15 protein-coding genes are annotated in these 18,538 nt (G+C 50.7%); 10 read left to right on the top strand and 5 right to left on the bottom strand.

The genetic code is table 11. The features are described 5' to 3' along the window. Window positions 1–328: 328 nt before the first annotated feature. The 3 genes from BUA40_RS12380 to BUA40_RS12370 are packed head-to-tail and all read right to left on the bottom strand — an operon-like array spanning window position 329 to window position 2,311. Entirely contained in the window at window positions 329–1,168 is an 840-nt protein-coding gene (locus BUA40_RS12380) for an MBL fold metallo-hydrolase (RefSeq protein ID WP_072801170.1), read from the bottom strand. A 15-nt stretch (window positions 1,169–1,183) separates the two neighbouring features. After that, on the bottom strand, window positions 1,184–1,726 hold the full coding sequence (locus BUA40_RS12375; protein ID WP_072801169.1) for a hypothetical protein: 543 nt from the start codon (window positions 1,724–1,726) through the stop codon (window positions 1,184–1,186). A 27-nt stretch (window positions 1,727–1,753) separates the two neighbouring features. Beyond that, window positions 1,754–2,311: a flavin reductase family protein gene (locus tag BUA40_RS12370; protein WP_072801168.1), complete on the bottom strand. Its 558-nt coding sequence runs from the start codon at window positions 2,309–2,311 to the stop codon at window positions 1,754–1,756. Window positions 2,312–2,514: 203 nt separating this feature from the next. On the opposite strand from BUA40_RS12370, the gene BUA40_RS12365 reads away from it, so the two are divergent. Further along, window positions 2,515–3,354, top strand: coding sequence for a TIGR02147 family protein (locus BUA40_RS12365; protein ID WP_072801167.1), 840 nt, complete (start codon window positions 2,515–2,517; stop codon window positions 3,352–3,354). Continuing rightward, entirely contained in the window at window positions 3,341–4,654 is a 1,314-nt protein-coding gene (locus tag BUA40_RS12360; RefSeq protein WP_072801166.1) for an IdeS/Mac family cysteine endopeptidase, read from the top strand. The genes BUA40_RS12365 and BUA40_RS12360 overlap by 14 nt, the downstream gene beginning before the upstream one ends. Window positions 4,655–4,671: 17 nt before the next feature. On the opposite strand, the gene BUA40_RS12355 is transcribed toward BUA40_RS12360, so the two are convergent. Next, the gene (locus BUA40_RS12355) at window positions 4,672–6,360 is read right to left on the bottom strand and encodes an ABC-ATPase domain-containing protein (RefSeq protein ID WP_072801165.1); all 1,689 of its coding nucleotides are present in this window, start codon (window positions 6,358–6,360) and stop codon (window positions 4,672–4,674) included. Between the two features lie 185 nt (window positions 6,361–6,545). Between BUA40_RS12355 and BUA40_RS12350 the strand changes: the two genes are divergently transcribed. From BUA40_RS12350 to BUA40_RS12320, 8 genes are all read left to right on the top strand, one after another. Continuing rightward, window positions 6,546–7,079, top strand: coding sequence for a PEGA domain-containing protein (locus tag BUA40_RS12350; protein WP_072801164.1), 534 nt, complete (start codon window positions 6,546–6,548; stop codon window positions 7,077–7,079). Between the two features lie 102 nt (window positions 7,080–7,181). After that, window positions 7,182–8,579, top strand: coding sequence for a COG3014 family protein (locus BUA40_RS12345; RefSeq protein WP_143149798.1), 1,398 nt, complete (start codon window positions 7,182–7,184; stop codon window positions 8,577–8,579). 82 nt (window positions 8,580–8,661) lie between these two features. Continuing rightward, window positions 8,662–9,471: a hypothetical protein gene (locus BUA40_RS12340; protein WP_072801162.1), complete on the top strand. Its 810-nt coding sequence runs from the start codon at window positions 8,662–8,664 to the stop codon at window positions 9,469–9,471. Between the two features lie 21 nt (window positions 9,472–9,492). Then, window positions 9,493–10,218 (top strand): response regulator transcription factor, encoded by a 726-nt coding sequence (locus BUA40_RS12335; protein ID WP_072801161.1) that lies wholly within the window; start codon window positions 9,493–9,495, stop codon window positions 10,216–10,218. Further along, the gene (locus tag BUA40_RS12330; RefSeq protein ID WP_072801160.1) at window positions 10,206–12,077 is read left to right on the top strand and encodes a sensor histidine kinase; all 1,872 of its coding nucleotides are present in this window, start codon (window positions 10,206–10,208) and stop codon (window positions 12,075–12,077) included. Before BUA40_RS12335 ends, BUA40_RS12330 begins: the two co-directional genes overlap by 13 nt. Before the next feature lie 173 nt (window positions 12,078–12,250). After that, window positions 12,251–13,585, top strand: a complete 1,335-nt coding sequence (locus tag BUA40_RS12325) for an ATP-dependent 6-phosphofructokinase (protein ID WP_072801159.1) — start codon at window positions 12,251–12,253, stop codon at window positions 13,583–13,585. A 31-nt stretch (window positions 13,586–13,616) separates the two neighbouring features. After that, entirely contained in the window at window positions 13,617–13,760 is a 144-nt protein-coding gene (locus BUA40_RS14600; RefSeq protein WP_178299644.1) for a hypothetical protein, read from the top strand. Between the two features lie 18 nt (window positions 13,761–13,778). Beyond that, window positions 13,779–14,537: a hypothetical protein gene (locus tag BUA40_RS12320; RefSeq protein ID WP_072801158.1), complete on the top strand. Its 759-nt coding sequence runs from the start codon at window positions 13,779–13,781 to the stop codon at window positions 14,535–14,537. 94 nt (window positions 14,538–14,631) lie between these two features. Here BUA40_RS12320 and BUA40_RS12315 read toward each other — a convergent pair whose 3' ends face one another. Continuing rightward, on the bottom strand, window positions 14,632–18,423 hold the full coding sequence (locus BUA40_RS12315; RefSeq protein ID WP_083585402.1) for a fibro-slime domain-containing protein: 3,792 nt from the start codon (window positions 18,421–18,423) through the stop codon (window positions 14,632–14,634). Between the last annotated feature and the right edge of the window lie 115 nt (window positions 18,424–18,538).

Below are 18,538 nucleotides of genomic sequence, written 5' to 3'. Positions count from 1 at the left end.
TTCGTATTATTGACTATTCCAAGAAATCTCTTGGACCCGTCACTAAGCACATCTCCGATTCCTTCAATCTTCCCGGCGGCCTCGCGGGCCTCCGTCTCGCGTTCGTTTGGGTTTGAACCCTTTCGTTCGCGGGTGAGGCCAATTATAGAACTTTACGCCGTGTCCGTCAAGGGGTTAAGGCAAAAAATTTCACTTTTTTTTCGATTTTTTTGAAATAACGGTATTCCGCCCATGCGCGACACAATCTATCAACACACTATAAACATAATTATGGAAACGCCGCTAGCAAAAAACCGTTTTGCCCTTCATAAAAGGCATTTAAGGAACACTAAAGCTCGATAGTCATGCCACAGCGCATTTGTTCGGCGCGGTCGCCCAAGACTTCGTGCAAGATTTCAAACGCACGATTTCCGGTGCAGTGCCCGGTATAAATCTTTTGAACATCCAATTCGCGCAGGCGCTCGGCAAAGGCGCGCACGACTTCATCTTTATAGCGGAACAAATGGAATCCGCCCAGAATCGCGTAAATCTTTTTGCCAGGGAACGTGGCCTCGATTTCTTTTACGATGTTGTCTGCGCCACCGTGGCTGCAACTGTTCATGACAAACAAGCCCTTAGGCGTATCGAATACGAGACTTTGTTCGTGATCAAAACTATCATAGCGGTACTTGCCGTTTTCCTTGACCGAAAGATGCGCACGCTCGCCAATCGCAGAGAGCCCCGGAGTCTTGTGCGGCACCAGGTACACATTCGGCGCAATTTGCATATCGCCTTCGGCAAAGCGGATGCGGTCTGCAAAGCGCTTTAAAAAGCCCTTGTGGATTCCAATGTATTCGTGGTAAGTAAATCGGCCCAGCAATTTGTGTGTATGGTAGCAATTTTCGTCCGCACCCTTGCGCAAATAAAAAGGAGCAGTCTTGTTCGCATGAAAGAACTTGGCCATGCCATCGCTATGGTCAAAATGTGCGTGACTCAAAATACCTATATCAATCTTCGAAAGGTCCACGCCCATCACGCCCGCGTTTTTCGCGAACAAATGCGACGCTCCCGTATCAAGCAGGTAACGTTTGCCCTCGAATTCCACATACACCGACAAGCCCCATTCGCCAAAGAGCTTGCGGGAGCCACAACAACTAGCAATGTTATCTATCAGGACCTGAATCTTCATATTACAAAAGCCGGATTATTCGCAATCAAGGCAAGTCCATTCAACAACACCAGAACCGTAGTTATTAAAACGAGCTCGCGTGTAGCTTTCAATATCAATTAAGAATCCGATTTTGCCTGCATTCTTGGTGCAGCAACCATCGCAGTCGCTATCGGCGCACTTGTCGTAAACTACGGCATCAATCGTGTAGCCACCCTTGCGAAGTCTAAAGGTCTTTAATTTGTACGTATCCCAATCTTTTTCATGGATGGCGATAATGTTATGTTCGCTGACCCATTCTTCGGTCTGCTGATCTTCGAGACCTGCAAACCAACCCGCCCAGGTGCAGCCATTATAGTCTTCGCATTCTTCGCTGCCGGGTTCCGGCCAAGATGTATACCATGTAAGGGCCGCCCTATTCCATACGGTATCGGTAGAAGATTCGCTAGATTCAATTTCGGCGCTTGATTCCGGCAGCTGAGCAGACGAACTTTCCGGAGCAGGCGAGCTAGAATTATCGTCACTGCATGCGGTGAACAATGCAAGCGCAAGAACTGCACTACCCAAATAGAATTTCATAGAGCCTCCTTTTTGCCCAAAGACTTTTTAAAGCAACTTTCCGTCGCTAAAGGCGTTGCCTACACGGCGTTCCATCACGTAGTAGCCATGGCCTGCAGAATCGTAGCACACCGGCGCGAGCTTTTCAACCGAGAGCTTGCCGGTTTCATCCAACGCAGAATCATCGACAGACACATTCACGATTTCGCCGAGCAAAAGTTCCGAATCTTCGTCATAGCTGACAAGCTTGCATTCCAATGCGAGCGGGAGTTCAGCAATCAGCGGGGCATCCACATGAGCGCTCTTGACAGAGGTCAAGCCGGAATGAGCAAACTTGTCGGCGACCTTGTTGCCCGAGGTGACGCCCAAGTAATCAATCGCCTTGATGTTCTTGGCTGTGGCCATGCTGACGGTAAAAGCCTTGCGCGCAAGAATATTCGGCATGGTCTTATGGCTGTGCGCCACATAAATGGCAACTTGGTTCGTGTCGCTAATGGAGCCCCAAGCGGCCACCATGGCATTCGTAGAACCGTCTTCGTTATACGTCGCAATCACCAATGTAGGCTGCGGGTACAAGTAAGCTTTAACACCGAGATCTTTGCGCATTGTTTGCTCCTTTTAAGTTTTTGATTTACAAGATATAAAAATTTTCCGATTTCATCGCTAATTTTCTCTATAACACAAAGCGTGTTATTTAGAATTAAAAACTTGAATTAACCGGATAAAAATCGGCGATTTTCGTAAAATTCAGCGATTTTTGTGTTATAAAAACATTGACTTTTGTAATTGCAGAATCTAGTTTTATAAATATGAAGTCGGTCCTCGAATACAGAGATTACCACGCATTTATGCAGGATTACTACGACTCCCGCAAAAAAAGCGGAGCGTTTTCGTGGCGTGAATTCAGCAAGAATGCCGGTTTTTCGTCTTCAAACTACCTGAAACTGGTTTGCATGGGCAAAAGCAAACTGAGCAAGGTCAAAACAGCCCAAGTTGCCAAAGCCATGGGGTTGATTGGTCATGAAGCCGAATACTTTGAACAACTCGTTATTTTCGGAAATGCCATAAAGGATAGCGTCAAAAAAACAGCTTTCTTGGAAATGTCAAGGATTGCCCAAGAGCACAAGGTTCGCGTTATCGATAGCGATGCATTCCAGTACTACGAATCCTGGAAATACCCCGTCATTCGTGAACTTGCCCCCATGATGCCCGACGCTCAGCCACGAAAAATCGCCGACGAATGCAAAGAGTATGTTTCGGCTGAAGAGGTCCGCGACATTCTCGCTTTCTTAGTGAAAGCAGGATTCCTCAAGAAAGACGGCGATAAAGTCTATTCGCAAACTGAAAAAGCAGTCGTCGGTTCGCCAGAAGCCCTCCCGATCGCCATTCGCGAAATGCACAAGGAAATGGGCAGCATGGCCGTGCGTGCAGTAGACCGATACAACGCAAGCGAGCGCTACTTTACTGGAATGACGATCGGTGTTAACGAAGAAACCTATTCACGAATTGTTGACGAAATCAACATTTGCGCCAAGAAGATTGCCGCCATTGCAAATGAAAGCGACAACCTAAATCAAGTCTACGGATTGAATTTTCAACTTTTCCCTTTCACAAATAAGATTGAAGGAGAAAGCCATGCTAAACATTAAACAGGATTTCTACATGGCGGGAGCAATTGCCCTTATTACGCTTGCAGCCTGCTCCTCGGACAGCCCTACCACGGCGGGCTCCACGACTATTCCGAATGCGACTGCCGAAGTCAGCAGTTCTTCGGAAAGTCCGATTACTAGTTCCGCAGACAAGATAATTGAAAGTTCAGCAGACGATGTAATCGTCAGTTCTTCGAACGAGGTGACAACAAGTTCCTCGGACAATGTAATTACGAGTTCGACAAACGAAGAAATAAATAGCAGTTCCTCGAACAACGAAACCATTGGAAAACAGGACATCATTTTCACCACTACGCCCACAGCAAAAAAAGCAATCCCCCAAGGTGAGGTCATTGTTTACGGTGATGAAAATGGAGCGCACGCATCCTGTTCTGCCGGTAAATACGCCAGCACAAAAGAATACGACGCCAAAATCAGCATTGCAGATGGCAAAACTACAGAAAGAACTCTGTGGCTAAGAAACTTTGGTGATGCATGCAAGGATATTTTAAAATCATTTAAGGAATCCTGCTCTATTGGAAAGACTGTTGTTTCACAGGATGCCGCATGCAACGACAACGGCAATTTAAAGGTATTCTGTTTCGCAACGAATACAGATAGTATAGGTGATTTTAATGTCATCATGGAGGATTTTACAAAGCAATCCAACAAAATTTGCGGCAGTATAGCCGACGGCGTAGACTCAACAGAATATGACCTGCCGGTATCGGAACCCGACTCCAACATCAAGGCAAATTCAGGCAGAAAATTCATCATTGCGCCCAACACAGAAAACCTAGAGGTCTCCGATGAAGAGCGAACAATCTTGGACAGCCTTGCAAAAGCTTTTCCGCAAAAATCCACGACAGACCCAATTGATGGAATGACGCTTTTTATCCATCGTGAAGCACAGTATAACTTTACAACGAAAAAAGAAAGATACACTATCCCCGAAGAAGACAATCCGTACTTCTGCATAGTTGATGTGTATCAAGAAGAATCAGGATTGATTCGTTCATTCACTCCCAATTCACGTGGAACGCTTCTAGCAACGACTCTTCTTACCCCAAACAATTCTATCGCTTACTTGGCCTATGGCGAAGTCTATTCTTCAGTAGGACCAGCCAAGAGCCTATTCAAGGAAGAATGCGAAGCGACTAACGGATCTTTCTATGACTACTACCCCAACGACGGTAAAGTAGCCGTAGCATGCGCGGTAAAGAATTTTACAGGCATTCCTTTCGAGACGATTGTCAGCGAACAGCAAAGCCTGTGCGATAATGATTACAAAAGCTTTTAAAGCAAAAAATCTTTTAACTACCTAGAGCCTTCACGCAGTCTGAACGCCACACAGGCGATGTCGACTACACGCGGGAGGCTCATTTCGCGACTCATGCCTTGCGGCAAATTGCGGAAGCCCACGTTCTGGATTTTTTCGTGAAGTTTCTGGATAGTCGCGGCGACAGAATCGCCGGCATTTGACGCATCGGACGATTCTGAATTGCTGGCGGCATTCTGCAACAGGTTCAAAAGTACGAAACCCGCACCCAGGCGCTGTTGCTTGTCGACAAGCGTGTTGAGGCGCGAAGTGTCGGATACGAGGAACCCGATTTGCAACAAAGTATCGCCCGAGAGTTTCACCTTGACTTGGCGCTCGACCGCAGAGGTGGGGCGCACGGATTTTTGCAAGGGTTGCATGTAGCCTACAAACGGGCGCGCGCTTGAGACCGCGGCTTCCCCGGAACAGGTTCCGGGCTGGCTCGACTTTGCGCATTCGGCCTTGTAGTTTGCCATGATGACGATGTTGTCGGCAAGGTCGAGGTAGTCGCCGCAAGCGCCTGCCACCAGAATAAAGCTGTAGCCCTGAGCCGAAATTTCACGGATGCGGTCTGTCAGCGGAATCAGCGGTTCGCGGTCATCGCCCAAGAGCTTGCGCACGCGAACGTCGCGAATCAAGAAGTTCACCGCCGAGGAATCTTCGTCAATCAGGAACGCCCTGGAGCCCGCTTCCATGGCTTCGAGCAAGTTTGCGGCTTCGCTAGTAGAGCCCGACGCCGAAAGCGTATTGAAATTCTTGGTCGAAACGCCGCCCGGCAAGTCGCGCACGAACTGCGACAAGTCTGTGCCGCGCACGCTGCGGCCGTCTTCGACGCCCACGCGGAGAGCCGATTCGTCAATCACGATTCCTTCGCGGCCGTCGCCCGGAATATGCGGGTAGACCGCGCGGGTCAAGGCCTGCAGCAAGGTCGACTTTCCATGGAAAGCGCCACCCGTAATCACGGTGATTCCCTTCGGGATTCCCATGCCGCGAATTTCGCGACCGCACACATCCAAAGTCACCGCCATCTGTTCGGGAGCGGTAAACGGCACCGCACCTTCCAGCGGCAATTCGCTCAAGCCAGAGGCTCGCGGAAGCACTGCGCCATCGGGCACGAATGCACACAGCCCGCGGGTTTCGAGCTGAGCCAGAATCTCCTTGCGTTCGGCGAGCACGCGGAAATGTTCCTGCAAGGCGGCCTCGTCGGACTTGCTGTAATAAAGACCTGCCGACACCAAGTCGGGCAACACCATCGTCAAAATTTCGGCAGCGACTTCGGCCTGAATCTTGCGACCTTCGCCCGGGAGCCTAACCTGCAGGCAGGCCCGGAGCTCGCCGTTATCAATCCACAAGGAATTTCGCACCAGCATCTCGGGTCCAGCCATATCGAATACGATGGCGGCGTCCTTATCGGGATACTTTTCCTTAACCAGTCGCGAAAGCTTGCGGTGCAAGAAATCGCTCAATGCCAAACGACGTTCAAAAGAGCCTCCCCATTCGCCCGTATAACCGAGCATCGAAAGATTCGCCTTGATCACGACCCTGGAGGCCGGCGCATACGGATCACCCTGCACATGCAGGAATTCTAGCGCAAAGTCGCCAAAATCCCATGGTTTGTCTGCCAAGGACTTGTAGAGACCGTAATTTTTGCCGTTTAAAGTGCGAATTTTCTGGTAAAGGGCTTTCATATAGAGGAAGATAGAAAAAAGGATTGAGGTCGCGACTTCGTCGCTTTGAGGTGCGAGCGCGGCATTTCACGCCTTTGAGCATTTAATTTCCCCTCTTTTTCCCCAGGTATCTAAACTTTTGCATAAAAAAAATTTAAATTCCATAAAAACTTTATATTTTTAGAACAAACAAACAGGAGAAATCCATGAAAAAGCTTTACGTTTTTGCGCTTTTGGTCGCATTCCTCTTTACCGCCGCCGTCGCTGACGACGATCCACCTCCGCGCGGTAAGGCCGCTACCATCACCATCATCACCAACCCGCCTAACAGCGACGTGTTCCTCGGTGGCGAACCTCTCGGCAAGAGCCCGATCGAAAACGCCAACGTCAAGTCTGGCCGTCAGACCCTCGTGGTGATCGACCAGGGTTACGAACTGGTGAACCAGCGCGTGAACATTTGGCCGGGTAACGACAAGCGCAACGTGTTCGACTTCGGCACCAAGATTCCTAAGGGTGCTATCAAGGTGACCACCATTCCGGGCAAGTGCCTCATCTACATCGACGGCGACAATGCCGACAAGACCGACGGTGCCGCACTCACCATCAACAACCTCGATGCCGGTGACCACGTGATTCGCGCAGAATGCTCCAACCGCAAGTCTGCCGAAGCTCTCGTGACCGTGAAGGGCGAAGAAACTGTCGAAGTGACTCTCGACGCTTCTGGCAAGAAGAAGAAATAATTTAGCGAAAGCGTTCTCTCTCGAAGGCTTAGCAAACGCTCTCCGACAAGACCGGAGAGCGTTTTATTTATATTTAGACCTAGCGTCATTTTGGGAGAAAACATGAAACGCCTAGTTCTTTTCGCAATACTTTCCTTGATTCTTTGCTCTTGCGCAAACAAGTCCATGACTCGTTACGAAACGCTCGCCCCGGTCCTTAAAAAAGAAGGATTCGAAGGCACGATTGAAAAAATCGAAAAGAAAAAAGACAAACTTTACGGCGAGAAGAGCGCCTTCCTTTACCACTTTGACGAAGGTATGCTTTACCATTACGCCGGCAAGAACCAGGAAAGCATCAAGCACTTTGAACAGGCCGAACAGATTTACGAAGACTTGTACACCAAGTCAGTCACGAACGAAGCGGCCGCCATCGTCACCAACGACAACATTCGCCCCTACAGGGCACGCCCCTTCGAAGTGCTGATGATGTACCAGTACCAGATTCTGAACTACCTCGCCATCGGCGATCTGGACGGCGCATTGGTCGAAGTTCGCAGGGCACAGATTGCCTCCGAAGCCCTTTACCAGAAAGACAAAGAAAAGGTGAATGACAACGGCTGGTTGCGCTACCTGAGCGCCATCGTTTACGAAATGGCCGGCGAAGAAGACGATGCCGCCATCGCCTACTTGAAAGCGGCCAAGGCCTTCGAAGAAGGCAACGTGAAAATGCCCAAGGAAGTCTGGGAATACATTACCGAAGCGCTCACCAAGATGGACCGCGCCGACGACCTGAAAGGCTTAAAGACCGAACCGCTCGCCCAGACTCCCAAGGCCACCGAAGCCCGCGAAAAGGGCCAGGAAATCATCGTGGTGGGCTATGCAGGTCACAGCCCGATTCTCGGCGAAATGTACCTGTCGGGTACCTACGTAAGCGGCACCGCCATGAACCTTACCTATAAAGACGGCAAGACGGGCAAGATCAATACCTTCACCGTATTCGCACCGCCTGTCGCAGGAGCGGGCAGCAACACGTTCCACGTAGGATTTGCACTCCCCGAAAAGAAGGAACTGCCCCAGCGTGCGAGCATGTTCAGCGTGAATGTCGACGGCAACATGCGCGTCTCGCCCGAAAAGGTCGCTGACATTGATTCTGAACTGGAACAGAACATGAAAGACGAAAACGCAACCACAATGGTCCGCACCGCGACCCGAGTGGTGCTCCGCACGATTGCCGCCCAACAGGCCAAAAAAGCCACCAACACGGGCAACGGCGTTTTTGACCTGGTGAAAAACATTACCGTAGATGTAGGCCAGAGCCAGCTGGAACAGGCTGACCTTCGAATTGGCCTGTTTATGCCCAACAGCATCAACGTGACCCGCATTCCCGTAAACGAAGGTAAACATCAGGTAAACGTTTCGGCAATGGGTGCGCACGGCCAGATTGTCGGGGACTATAAATTGAACGATATTGTGGTCAAAAAAGGGCAAAAAAAGTTAGTCGTCGTTCCCGCGATAGAGTGATTTTAAGTATTTTATGAAAATAATAGTATCCGCTTTTTGAAATATTAATGTAATTTCAAGAGCAAACGTTTAAGGAGTACTCATGAACTTTAAAGCTTTACTCGCTGCTGGCGCATTGCTCGCCACACAGTCGTTCGCTATCGTGGGCGTCGGCTTCCACTACGCCCCCGGTTTTGGCACCAAGATGAAAGCCGCTGAACCGGCTACCATCGCCGACAAGATTGAACTCAGCCACGAAGGTTTTGACGGCATGATGCAAGGTTTCGGTTTCAAGGCATGGGTTGATATTCTCCCCGTAATCGACATCGAAGCCACCTTGAACATCCAGTTCGGCTCCTACGACGCCTCCCTCTGGGTTGAAAATCCCTCCCTGGATGGCCAGGTCGTAAAGACCGAAATCCCGCTTGAAATTGAACTGGGCGGCACCCCGTTCGGCAAGGCCAACCCGAAGTTCGTCGCTATGACCGGTGACCTTTCCATTACCTACCCCATTACGTTCTTGCCGATTATTCGCCCCTACATCGGCGGCGGTCTTTCTTACCACCTGAACAGTTTCGTCTTGAACCAGAAGTTCGCATGCAGCTTCATTCAGCCGAACACCTTCGAAGAAGTCGCAGCAATCGCTTTAGACCCGACCATGGACGACGCCACCAAGTCTCAGGCACTCCAGGCCAAGGGTCAGGAAATGAAGGTCCAGATTCAGGACAAGGCTGTTGACGAAGGTCTCAAGACCAGCATCGGCGGTCACATTCTTATCGGTACCCGCGCCAAACTCCCGATTATCCCGATTGCCGCTTACGCCAACTTCAAGTACTACATTGGCGGTGACTATCCTGAAGAAATCGACTCCGGCAACATGACCGCAGAAGTCGGTATCGGCCTTGCAATTTAATAACACACTCCTAGGTAAAAAATGACGACTGAAAACACAAGCACCACCAAAATTCTTATCATCGAAGATGAAATCGCTATTGCCGAAGGCTTGATCGACCTTTGCAAGTTGAACGGCTACAATGTCAAGCACTGCGCCGATGGCGAAAGCGGCCTCGCAGAAGCCCTCACCAAGCAGTACAACCTTGTTCTTCTTGACCTCATGCTCCCGGGCATGGACGGTTTCACCGTTTGCGACAAGATCCGCGAACAGGACAAGAGCCTTCCGATTATCATCCTTTCTGCTAAGAACGCCGATGACGACATCATCAACGGCCTCAAGTACGGCGCTGACGACTACATTCCGAAGCCGTTCTCCGTTCCGATGCTCCTGGCCCGTATCGACGCCGTGCTCCGTCGCAGCCGTCAGACCATGGAAAACGAAGGCAAGCTCATTGCCGGTAGCCTGCGCGTGAACTTCCGTGAATACACGGGTACCCGCGGCACCGAAGAACTCGCCTTTACCCGTAAGGAAATCGAAATTCTTGAATACCTGTGGCGCAACCGCGACCACGCCGTTCCCCGTTCCGAACTGCTCCGCAAGGTCTGGGGTTACGAAAACGCTGATTCTGTGGACACCCGTACCGTGGACATCCACATTACCAAGCTCCGCAAGAAAATCGAAGACGATCCTTCGCATCCGAAACTCTTGGTGACCTTCCGCGGTGAAGGCTACCAGATGCGTTCTGCACCCGAATGCGACAAGTAAAGCTTAAAGCAGCTCTTTCGTACATTAAAAAACACCAGGCAATCATCACCGAACGCCTGGTGTTTATTTCCATTTTCTTGGTCATCGCAATTCCCTTGACCATCTTGTTCATCAAGACTTACGAGCAGTCCGCTGCCCTGGAAGAAAAGAAAATAGAAGAACGGATCGACGCCGCCTACGAAAGCCTGCGCCTGCGCCTCTCGTCGGACTTTAATATTGAAAACAGCCGTTCCTACAAGGACTACGGCATCTTGAACTCCATTACGGTGATTGGCGGTAACAGCCGACTCTTCTCGGAGTTCTTCTCGTTCCCGGATTCCAGCGGACCTTACTGCGACTTCGACTCGCTTTATCGCCAGTGCCGCAAAGGCTTGCTCGGGCATTTCCAGATTTCGCATAGTGGCGAACTCTTGACGCCCTTCTACCCCGACACCAGTACCGGTATCGGAAAATCCATGTGGGACAACTTCTCCTTCGACGACCAGGAACAACGCAAGAAGACTCGCGACCTGATTCAGTACCTGCTCATCAAGCTTGACATTCGGAACGGGCTTCCGAAACGCACGGTGCAGACCGTGGACTCCACCGAAGCCATTGACCAACTTTACGACGAAATCCCGGACTTGCAGATTCCTACCCGCGTAGAACTGACTTCTGAAGAAGAAGCACTGACCTACATGGCAGAAACTGCCAAGAACGACACGACCATCGCTCCCGACATTCCCGTATTTACCGGTAGCAACACGAACGTCAACATTACCGATCTTAAGATTCGGATGACGTCGGATTACATCGTGTTCTTCCGTACGATTTACATCGGCATGCTTCCGATTGTGCAGGGTTTCGTAGTAGACAAGGCGATTTACCTGAACTACATGACCCAGGAAGAACAGCTGGCCTACGCCAAGCTGCCTTACGCCATTGAACTGGTCTACGAAGATACCGTACTCCTGACCATCGGCAAGAATAACGCCGAATATGAACTGAGAACCAAGCGTCCGCTCCCGCCGCCCTACGACAAGATCGTCTTCAAGATGTATTCCAGCGAAGTGAGCGGTTCTGCCGACATGACGATTCTGTTTAGCGGCCTCATTCTTCTGATTGTAGTGGCCGTCTGCCTGATTACCATTTACCGCTTTACGCAAAGCAAGGTGGCTCTTGCCGCCAAGCGTCAGGACTTTGTTTCAGCGATCACCCACGAGCTCAAGACTCCACTTACCGCCATCAAGATGTACGCCGAGCTATTGCAGAATTCCTGGGTGGCAAGCGAAGAGAAGAAGCAACGCTATTACGGCCAGATTGCCAGCGAAGCCGACCGACTCTCGCGCCTAATCCAGAACGTTCTTAATTTGTCCAAGCTCGATGGCAATCGTTGGAACGTGCAGCTCCGCAAGGAACGTCCGAAGGCTGTGCTTGATGACTTTGTAGCGATCTACAGCAAGAACATCGAAAAGCAAGGATTCGAACTTACCGTTTCTACCGACACCGATGCAGACAACGTAGCGCTCTTGATTGACCGCGACGCCGTAATGCAGATTCTGATGAACCTGGTGGACAACTCGCTCAAGTTCTCGAAGAACGCAAGCTACAAGATGATCAGCATCGAACTCCGCGTGAACAACGGCGATATGTACCTTGCCGTGCGTGACTACGGTCCGGGTATTCCGGCATCTGAAATGAAGAAGGTGTTCCAGGAATTCTACCGAGTCGAAAACGAAATGACACGTTCTACAAGCGGAACAGGTATCGGTCTTTCCATGGTGAAAAAGCTCTGCACGCTCACCAACATGAAGATCGAAATCGAGAATGCTGGCCCTGGCCTCAGAACCAAGATTCATTTCCCGCCGCTTGATATATAGCCATTTCAAAATTTGAAATTTATTTAACAAGCTTTGTAATATTCGCCCTGGATTTAAGTCCGGGGCGTTTTAAGTAACAATTATCTAAACTAAATTATACTTCTAACTCCTCCATTTTTTAGTATTTTTTAGGACGCCTAGATGTATTCTAATGGCAAAACGAGGAGCATGTCATGACTCAGGAAGACATTCTAAATAATCCGGAGAAGTACGACCTTTCCATCGAAACCGTTGGCAAGGGAACTTTGAAATCGCCCATGAAGGGTGTTCCGTTTGTGTCGGAGTCTGACCGAGTGAGCCTTACGGCTGACGTTGGCCGAATCCAAAAATTCTGCGAAAGTGGCAAGGCCATTCCCTCGCTCGAAGCGGCAGGCCCTCGCGAAACGATTTTCCACGACCCCGCCTGGACACGCGCAGGCATCGTGACCTGTGGCGGCCTCTGCCCCGGTCTTAACAACGTGATTAAGGGTCTTGTTCAGGTGCTGTGGTTTGACTACGGCGTCAGAAACATTTTCGGTATTCCGTACGGCTACCGCGGTTTGAACCCGGCCTATGGTTATTCTCCGATGATTTTGAACCCCGACGTGGTGGACGCCATCCAGGAAGACGGCGGCACCATTCTCGGAAGCTCCCGCGGAAACCAGGACGCCAAGGTCATGGTCGACACGTTGATGCGCTTGAACATCAACGTTCTGTTCTGCATCGGCGGTGACGGTACGCTCCGAGGCGCCCACGATATCGCCCAAGAAGTCAAGAAGCGCCACCAGCCCATTTCGGTGATTGGCATTCCGAAGACAATCGACAACGACTTGAATTTGATTGACCGCACCTTCGGTTTCGAAACCGCAGTGCTCAGCGCAACCGACGTGATTACCAGCGCCCACAACGAAGCAAACGGCGCATTCAACGGCCTTGGCCTCGTGAAGCTCATGGGTCGCGACTCCGGCTTTATTGCCGCTTACGCTGCACTCGCTACCACGGTGGTAAACATCTGCTTGGTACCCGAAGTACCCTTTACGCTTGACGGCCTCTTCAAGGCTCTGGAAAGCCGCTACAGCAGCGGCAAGACTCACGCCGTGGTCGCAGTTGCCGAAGGCGCTGGACAGGAACTGTTCAAAGACCAGCCCGAACGCAGGGACGCCAGCGGCAACATCTTGAAGAACGATATTGGCGAATTCCTGACGCGTAAAATCAAGGAACATTTTGACAAGGTCGGCAAGGAAGTGAACATCAAGTACTTTGACCCGAGCTACATGGTTCGTAGCATTCCGGCTCAGGGTACCGACGCCATTTTCTGCTTCCAACTCGCCGAAGCAGCCGTACACGCCGGCATGGCAGGCAAGACCGATATGGTCGTCGGCAGCATGAACAACGCTTTCTCGCACGTGCCTATCGAATACGCCGTCAGCGAACGCAAGAAGATTAACCCGAACGGAGCGCTGTGGCACGCCGTTCTCGGTATCACGCGCCAGCAGGACTACTTCTCCGGTAAGGGGAAGGGGAAGTAATCCTTAAATACAGAAGAGGAAACAAAAAGCAATGCTAAAACAAGAAGATAAGGTGTTAATTCGCACTGCACTTATGGAATATCGCTATCTTTTATTCAAGACCTACCACGGCACCAACGACGAAAAGTCGCGAATTGCCCAATTGAATAAAGTCCTGCAGAATTGGAAAGTGTAGTTCTCGTCAAAGGGGAAAATGAAAAAATTCTTGGTAACATTGCTGGCGTTCGCATTTTGCGGAATAAGCGCTGCGAACGAAGACCTTCGCATCGCTGACTCCTGCTACACAGCACGCGCAGAACACGCCGTTGGAGACAAGGCCAACGCCAAGAATGCCAAGCTCATGATCGACAGCTACCGCAAGGCCATGAACGATGCCTCTGTGGAAGAACGCGCCACCGAAGGTTATGTCAGGAGCTTGTTTTTCGCTTTCCGATTTGTGCATTTCGAAAAACACCAACGCAAGGCCAAGCTGGACAGCCTGAAAACCATTAGCGAAACCGCCTACCAGAAATTCCCGAAGAACCGCGAAATCGCCCATGTGTACGCTAGCGCCCTTTCGATGTGGGGCAACGAACGCGGGGCTCTCACCTCGGTTAAAGAAGGAGTGGCCACCAGGGTTCGCGACGTCGCCATTATGGCCGAAGACTACCAGGTGCTTGGGCGCGCCCACTTTGTGCTGCCCTACGTGCCGCTGGTACTTTCTTGGCCCGACAAAAAGCTTGCGGATAAATACTTGAGTCTTGCACTCGAAAAGAACCCGCGCGACCTGTACAACTATTACTTCTTGGCAGAACTCCGCTTAGACCAGAAGCGCTATGCCGATGCGCTCAACCTGATCGATCGCGGACTTTCCCGCGGCGTACGCACCAACTTCTTCCTCGAAGACAAACGCGGCCGCTGGCACTTGAAAGAACTTCAGAAACAAATCAACGCCAAGCTCGACAAGAAATAAGCAAATAAAAAAAGCACTTAAAGCAAGAAGGCCGCACCCCCAAAGGTGCGGTCTTCTTTTTGCCGAGAGAGACTCTTTGTTCTGGAGCTTGGGCTTAGAGGCCCAAGTCAAGTGCGTTAGCCTTGCCGCGGCGCACGCCCCACAGGAAGTCCTGCGTGCGGTTCACGACGGTCTTGGTGCCCACTCTGATGCGGTATTCCAGTCGGGCGATGTACACGCCGGTAGATACCAGTCTGCCGTTTTCAGCACGCATGTTCCAGGCGAGGAACAGCTTGCCGTTATTGTCGAGGCAGGTACCTCTGCCGCCATCCTTGAAGATATCGCCGTTGCAAGTGATCACGTTGGAGTAGCTGTTCACGAATTCACCGAGGCTAGAGTAGTAGGTAGCCTTGTAGTAGAGTTCCGTGTTTTCGGCAACCGTTTCCACGATCTGCTTGATATCTTCCTTGGTGCCGCGCTGGTAATGATCGATGTTTCCAGAATTGAGGATTCCGTTCTTATAGGCATCCACAATGACATCGCTCAAACCGAATTGCTTCTTGGCCTCGTTGATTGTCATTGCGCCAGCGTCAACGGCGGCAATGATTTCTTCGATGGTGTAGCTTCTGGGCTGGGTGCCAGCCTTTTCGGCGGCCTTCGCTTCGTCCTTGCTGACGTAAGAGGGCACAGCCTGCACAGCCCTGGAGACTTCCGTAATTTCGTTTTCAACAAGTTCTGCCATATTCAAGTCGCCCAAGAAGTGGCCCTGGGTACCGTATGCGGCAGCAGCCTGTTCTGCAGTAAGAATCGACGGATCCTGAATGATTCTCGGAACGGTAGATTCCGGGCTTCTGATAATTTCTTTGGCATTTTCGTAAGACGGGGATTCCGGATTCAACGTCACGACGCCCGGACTTGTCACATTCACCTTCTGTTCACCCGTAATGCGCACCCAGGGGTTGTTCACATGCGGATTAACATTCATCATGTCGTAGGCGAGCATGAGGGACGGAGGCGGAGTGAAGCGCACGGAGTCGCCTACAGCCGGGATGACATCTGTATCTGCACCCTTCGGGAAGATCAACTTCCAGCGATGCGGAGCCGTCACAGAAATGTCGCTTGCCGTCTTGACCAAGGAATCCAGGATTCCGTTCTTCCAGACATGGAAGCGGAACACATCGGAGCTTACATCAAGATCGAGAATGCTTTCGCTGAAGGTCAGGATCAACTGCGTGTTGCCATCCTTCATGTAAGAAACTTCAGCCTTGTTCACGATCGGTCCAACCTGATCCTGAAGCTGTCCTTCGGCCGGGAATACAGACTTGTGGCCATTATCGACATAGGTGTACCAGACCCTGATTTGTCCGGTATAGACCTTTGCCAAAGTGTCACCGGTAAAGGGAGCCGTTCCAAAGCCGCTACCCTTTGCAACTACAATAGCTTCGTTAGAGCCGTCTACGTACTTGGGCTTGTAGGAGGTGTTGAAATTCGAGCCGAAGGTGAACTTGGCAGAATCCAAAACATTCTTTCCACCCAGCTTACCGTTAAACTTGATCCAGATGCTATCGCCGCGGCCATCGCCGTCGTTGTCGTACATGTAGGCAAGTTCGATCTGCGGTACTGGCGGCAGTGCGAAGTTGATACCGGTCCAAGTGGCAGTATTGGCAGAGGCCTGGCCCTTCACATAGAGGGCACCACCCTGGACTTCATCCACGGCCTTCACATAGAACGAACCCTGGTAATTCCTGAGCTGAATTTCGGTAATGGGGTTGCCCAGAGAATCGCAAGGAACCAAGGCGTTGTCGTTGGTAGAAGGATAGACGATCTCGTTGGGGTTAGCCCATTCGTCAGCGTACTGCACATAGACCTTGTAAGTCTGGCCCACCCACATAGTATCTTTACGCATGCTGAGCTGATAGACTTCGCTTTTCACCGTTTCGCCAAGGACGTTTCCGACAGAATCGATATAAACCAGTTTCGGAAGATCGTAGGCGCCAACGACGAAGTACACGTCTCTGTACTGGGAGTTGTCAGATTTCAGGGTCACGCGGATAAAGTAGGTTCCCGGAGCAAGGCCGTGGTTCTTCTTGATGTCTTCCTTGTTCACGTCAAACGCATCGAAGTCCTTGTTGACGATGATACCGCCGAACCAAAGGCCTGCGGAATCCAGTTCCACACCTTCGTCGGGCAAGTTGCCGCCAAAGAGCGTAAAGACAGAAGGACCGCGTTCCAGGGAGAGTTCCGTTTCACCGCTGCCGAAGTCGCAAGCGAGCTTGCTCTTGCGGACTCTCTGGTAGATTTCCTTGCCAATCACGTTCGGATCGTCCGAAGCGTTCTTGAGCATAATGCTTGCTTCGGTCTTCAGGTCAATGGAGGTATGCATGCGGAAGTTCGAAGAACTGACATGACGTTCTGCATAGAAGATATGGAACGGATAGGTTTCGCCTTCCTTAAGTCCCAAGGTATCCAGGTCCACGGCACCGGCCACCTGACCATGCTGACCACCGATATCCACCACCAACCTGTTGTTGATGAACACCCAGACGTCATCATCGCCATAGAAGTCGAAGTACTGACCCGGCACGTATTCAAACGTTGCCTGGATCTTCATGGTGAAGCCGAAGTTATGACTGCGACCATTATGAGTTGTCGTTCTCGTATCGTAATAGGGATTCGGAATGGTTTGCGCTTCGTCGAGATACTTGAAATCATCCAACAGGAACATACCATCTTTATTGACTTCGTTACCCTTCGAAATGGCATCTCCAGATACTTCTGCAAGCCAGAAACCTTCGTCATCCATAGAAATGTAAAGGTCGCGGCAAGTCATGTTGGTGTATTGATTGCCTTGGTCGTCTGTGGCGAGAACTTCGGGCAAGAACCAGTTAGCCAAATGTTCGGTAATCTTACAATTTTCGGGGAAAGGTGTTGCCGGAACCGGGACGCCGTTTTCGCCGAGGATGGGTTCAACCATGCCGCGCATGGGGCTACCGCTACAGCCACCAGAACCGAAGTCAGCGCTCACGCCGTTTTCAGGGTTTCCGTTTCCACGTTCGCCATCGCCCTGGTTGCCATGCAGCCAGTCAAACATCATGACCGGGAGTTTTTTCAACGGGCAGTCACCCAGAATGCCTGCGGGGCGCTGGGAATAGACTTCTGGGGCACCTTCCTGGTTACCCTTGACCCAAATGGAGTCACTCAAGGCAGCCACGGAATCGAGGCTGATTTCAGTTGCAGTAGTAGGTTCAACCTTGGTAAGGCCTTCGGAGCCAACAAAGTTGCCGCCAATCGTCTGCTTAAAATAGACGTTCAAATTTTCGGTAGCATTAACAGAGGCAACAAACCAACCGCAATACTTGTCCATGGCGGACATTTTATAAGATTCACCGTTCAAGTATAAAATGGCGTTAGTGTTGGACCAAGGGGTAAAGAAGACGATGTGCTTACCGCCCCTTGCCGGAGTGGGATTGTCCCTGCCGGGATTATCGCCGGGGCCACCGGGATTGTCCTGACCCGGATTTTCACCAGGTTCCTGACCAGGGCCATCGGGGCCTTCGCCGGGAGTCGGAGCCGCAGCAAAAGACCATTCGCCGCTTCGGTCGATGTTGATATAGACGGCATAGTCACTTGCGAACAGCTCTTCGGCATTGATAGTCGTCAAAGGTTGCGGACTACGGCAATTTCGATCGGTATAGAACCTAATCGTGCGACCTTCAATGGAATTCGCACTAAACGAAATTCCATTTTTGGCGGAAGAACAGGATTTGTTCTGAGTACGATTCGTGTAAATCGTATAGTAGAGGTTTTGGCCTTCGTAGCTTACATCAACAGAATAGTCCGCAGCCAACACCGCGGTCGCAAACAAAGCGAGCAAACTGGTTGCTCTCTTAAAAAATTCGCACCTCATCCACATCTCCTAGGGGCAAAAGCCCATATATATACACACTTATAAATGTTTTATGATAGAAATAAATTTTTTTTCAAAAAAAATCAACACGGCACTCTGAAAATGCCGTTAATTA

The organism is Fibrobacter sp. UWT2 (genome assembly GCF_900142545.1).
Taxonomy (GTDB): Bacteria; Fibrobacterota; Fibrobacteria; order Fibrobacterales; family Fibrobacteraceae; genus Fibrobacter.
The sequence above is the reverse complement of the archived record's forward strand: the minus strand, read 5'-3'. Positions and strand labels throughout refer to the sequence as shown.

What these genes read in the sequence shown, in the direction of transcription:
- BUA40_RS12330 (WP_072801160.1), top strand. Translation starts at nt 10,206, where the DNA reads ATGCGACAAGTAAAGCTTAAAGCAGCTCTTTCGTACATTAAAAAACAC.
- BUA40_RS12360 (WP_072801166.1), top strand. Translation starts at nt 3,341, where the DNA reads ATGCTAAACATTAAACAGGATTTCTACATGGCGGGAGCAATTGCCCTT.
- BUA40_RS12365 (WP_072801167.1), top strand. Translation starts at nt 2,515, where the DNA reads ATGAAGTCGGTCCTCGAATACAGAGATTACCACGCATTTATGCAGGAT.
- BUA40_RS12320 (WP_072801158.1), top strand. Translation starts at nt 13,779, where the DNA reads ATGAAAAAATTCTTGGTAACATTGCTGGCGTTCGCATTTTGCGGAATA.
- BUA40_RS12370 (WP_072801168.1), bottom strand. Translation starts at nt 2,311, where the DNA reads ATGCGCAAAGATCTCGGTGTTAAAGCTTACTTGTACCCGCAGCCTACA.
- BUA40_RS12375 (WP_072801169.1), bottom strand. Translation starts at nt 1,726, where the DNA reads ATGAAATTCTATTTGGGTAGTGCAGTTCTTGCGCTTGCATTGTTCACC.
- BUA40_RS12345 (WP_143149798.1), top strand. Translation starts at nt 7,182, where the DNA reads ATGAAACGCCTAGTTCTTTTCGCAATACTTTCCTTGATTCTTTGCTCT.
- BUA40_RS12350 (WP_072801164.1), top strand. Translation starts at nt 6,546, where the DNA reads ATGAAAAAGCTTTACGTTTTTGCGCTTTTGGTCGCATTCCTCTTTACC.
- BUA40_RS12315 (WP_083585402.1), bottom strand. Translation starts at nt 18,423, where the DNA reads ATGAGGTGCGAATTTTTTAAGAGAGCAACCAGTTTGCTCGCTTTGTTT.
- BUA40_RS12355 (WP_072801165.1), bottom strand. Translation starts at nt 6,360, where the DNA reads ATGAAAGCCCTTTACCAGAAAATTCGCACTTTAAACGGCAAAAATTAC.
- BUA40_RS12340 (WP_072801162.1), top strand. Translation starts at nt 8,662, where the DNA reads ATGAACTTTAAAGCTTTACTCGCTGCTGGCGCATTGCTCGCCACACAG.
- BUA40_RS12325 (WP_072801159.1), top strand. Translation starts at nt 12,251, where the DNA reads ATGACTCAGGAAGACATTCTAAATAATCCGGAGAAGTACGACCTTTCC.
- BUA40_RS12380 (WP_072801170.1), bottom strand. Translation starts at nt 1,168, where the DNA reads ATGAAGATTCAGGTCCTGATAGATAACATTGCTAGTTGTTGTGGCTCC.
- BUA40_RS14600 (WP_178299644.1), top strand. Translation starts at nt 13,617, where the DNA reads ATGCTAAAACAAGAAGATAAGGTGTTAATTCGCACTGCACTTATGGAA.
- BUA40_RS12335 (WP_072801161.1), top strand. Translation starts at nt 9,493, where the DNA reads ATGACGACTGAAAACACAAGCACCACCAAAATTCTTATCATCGAAGAT.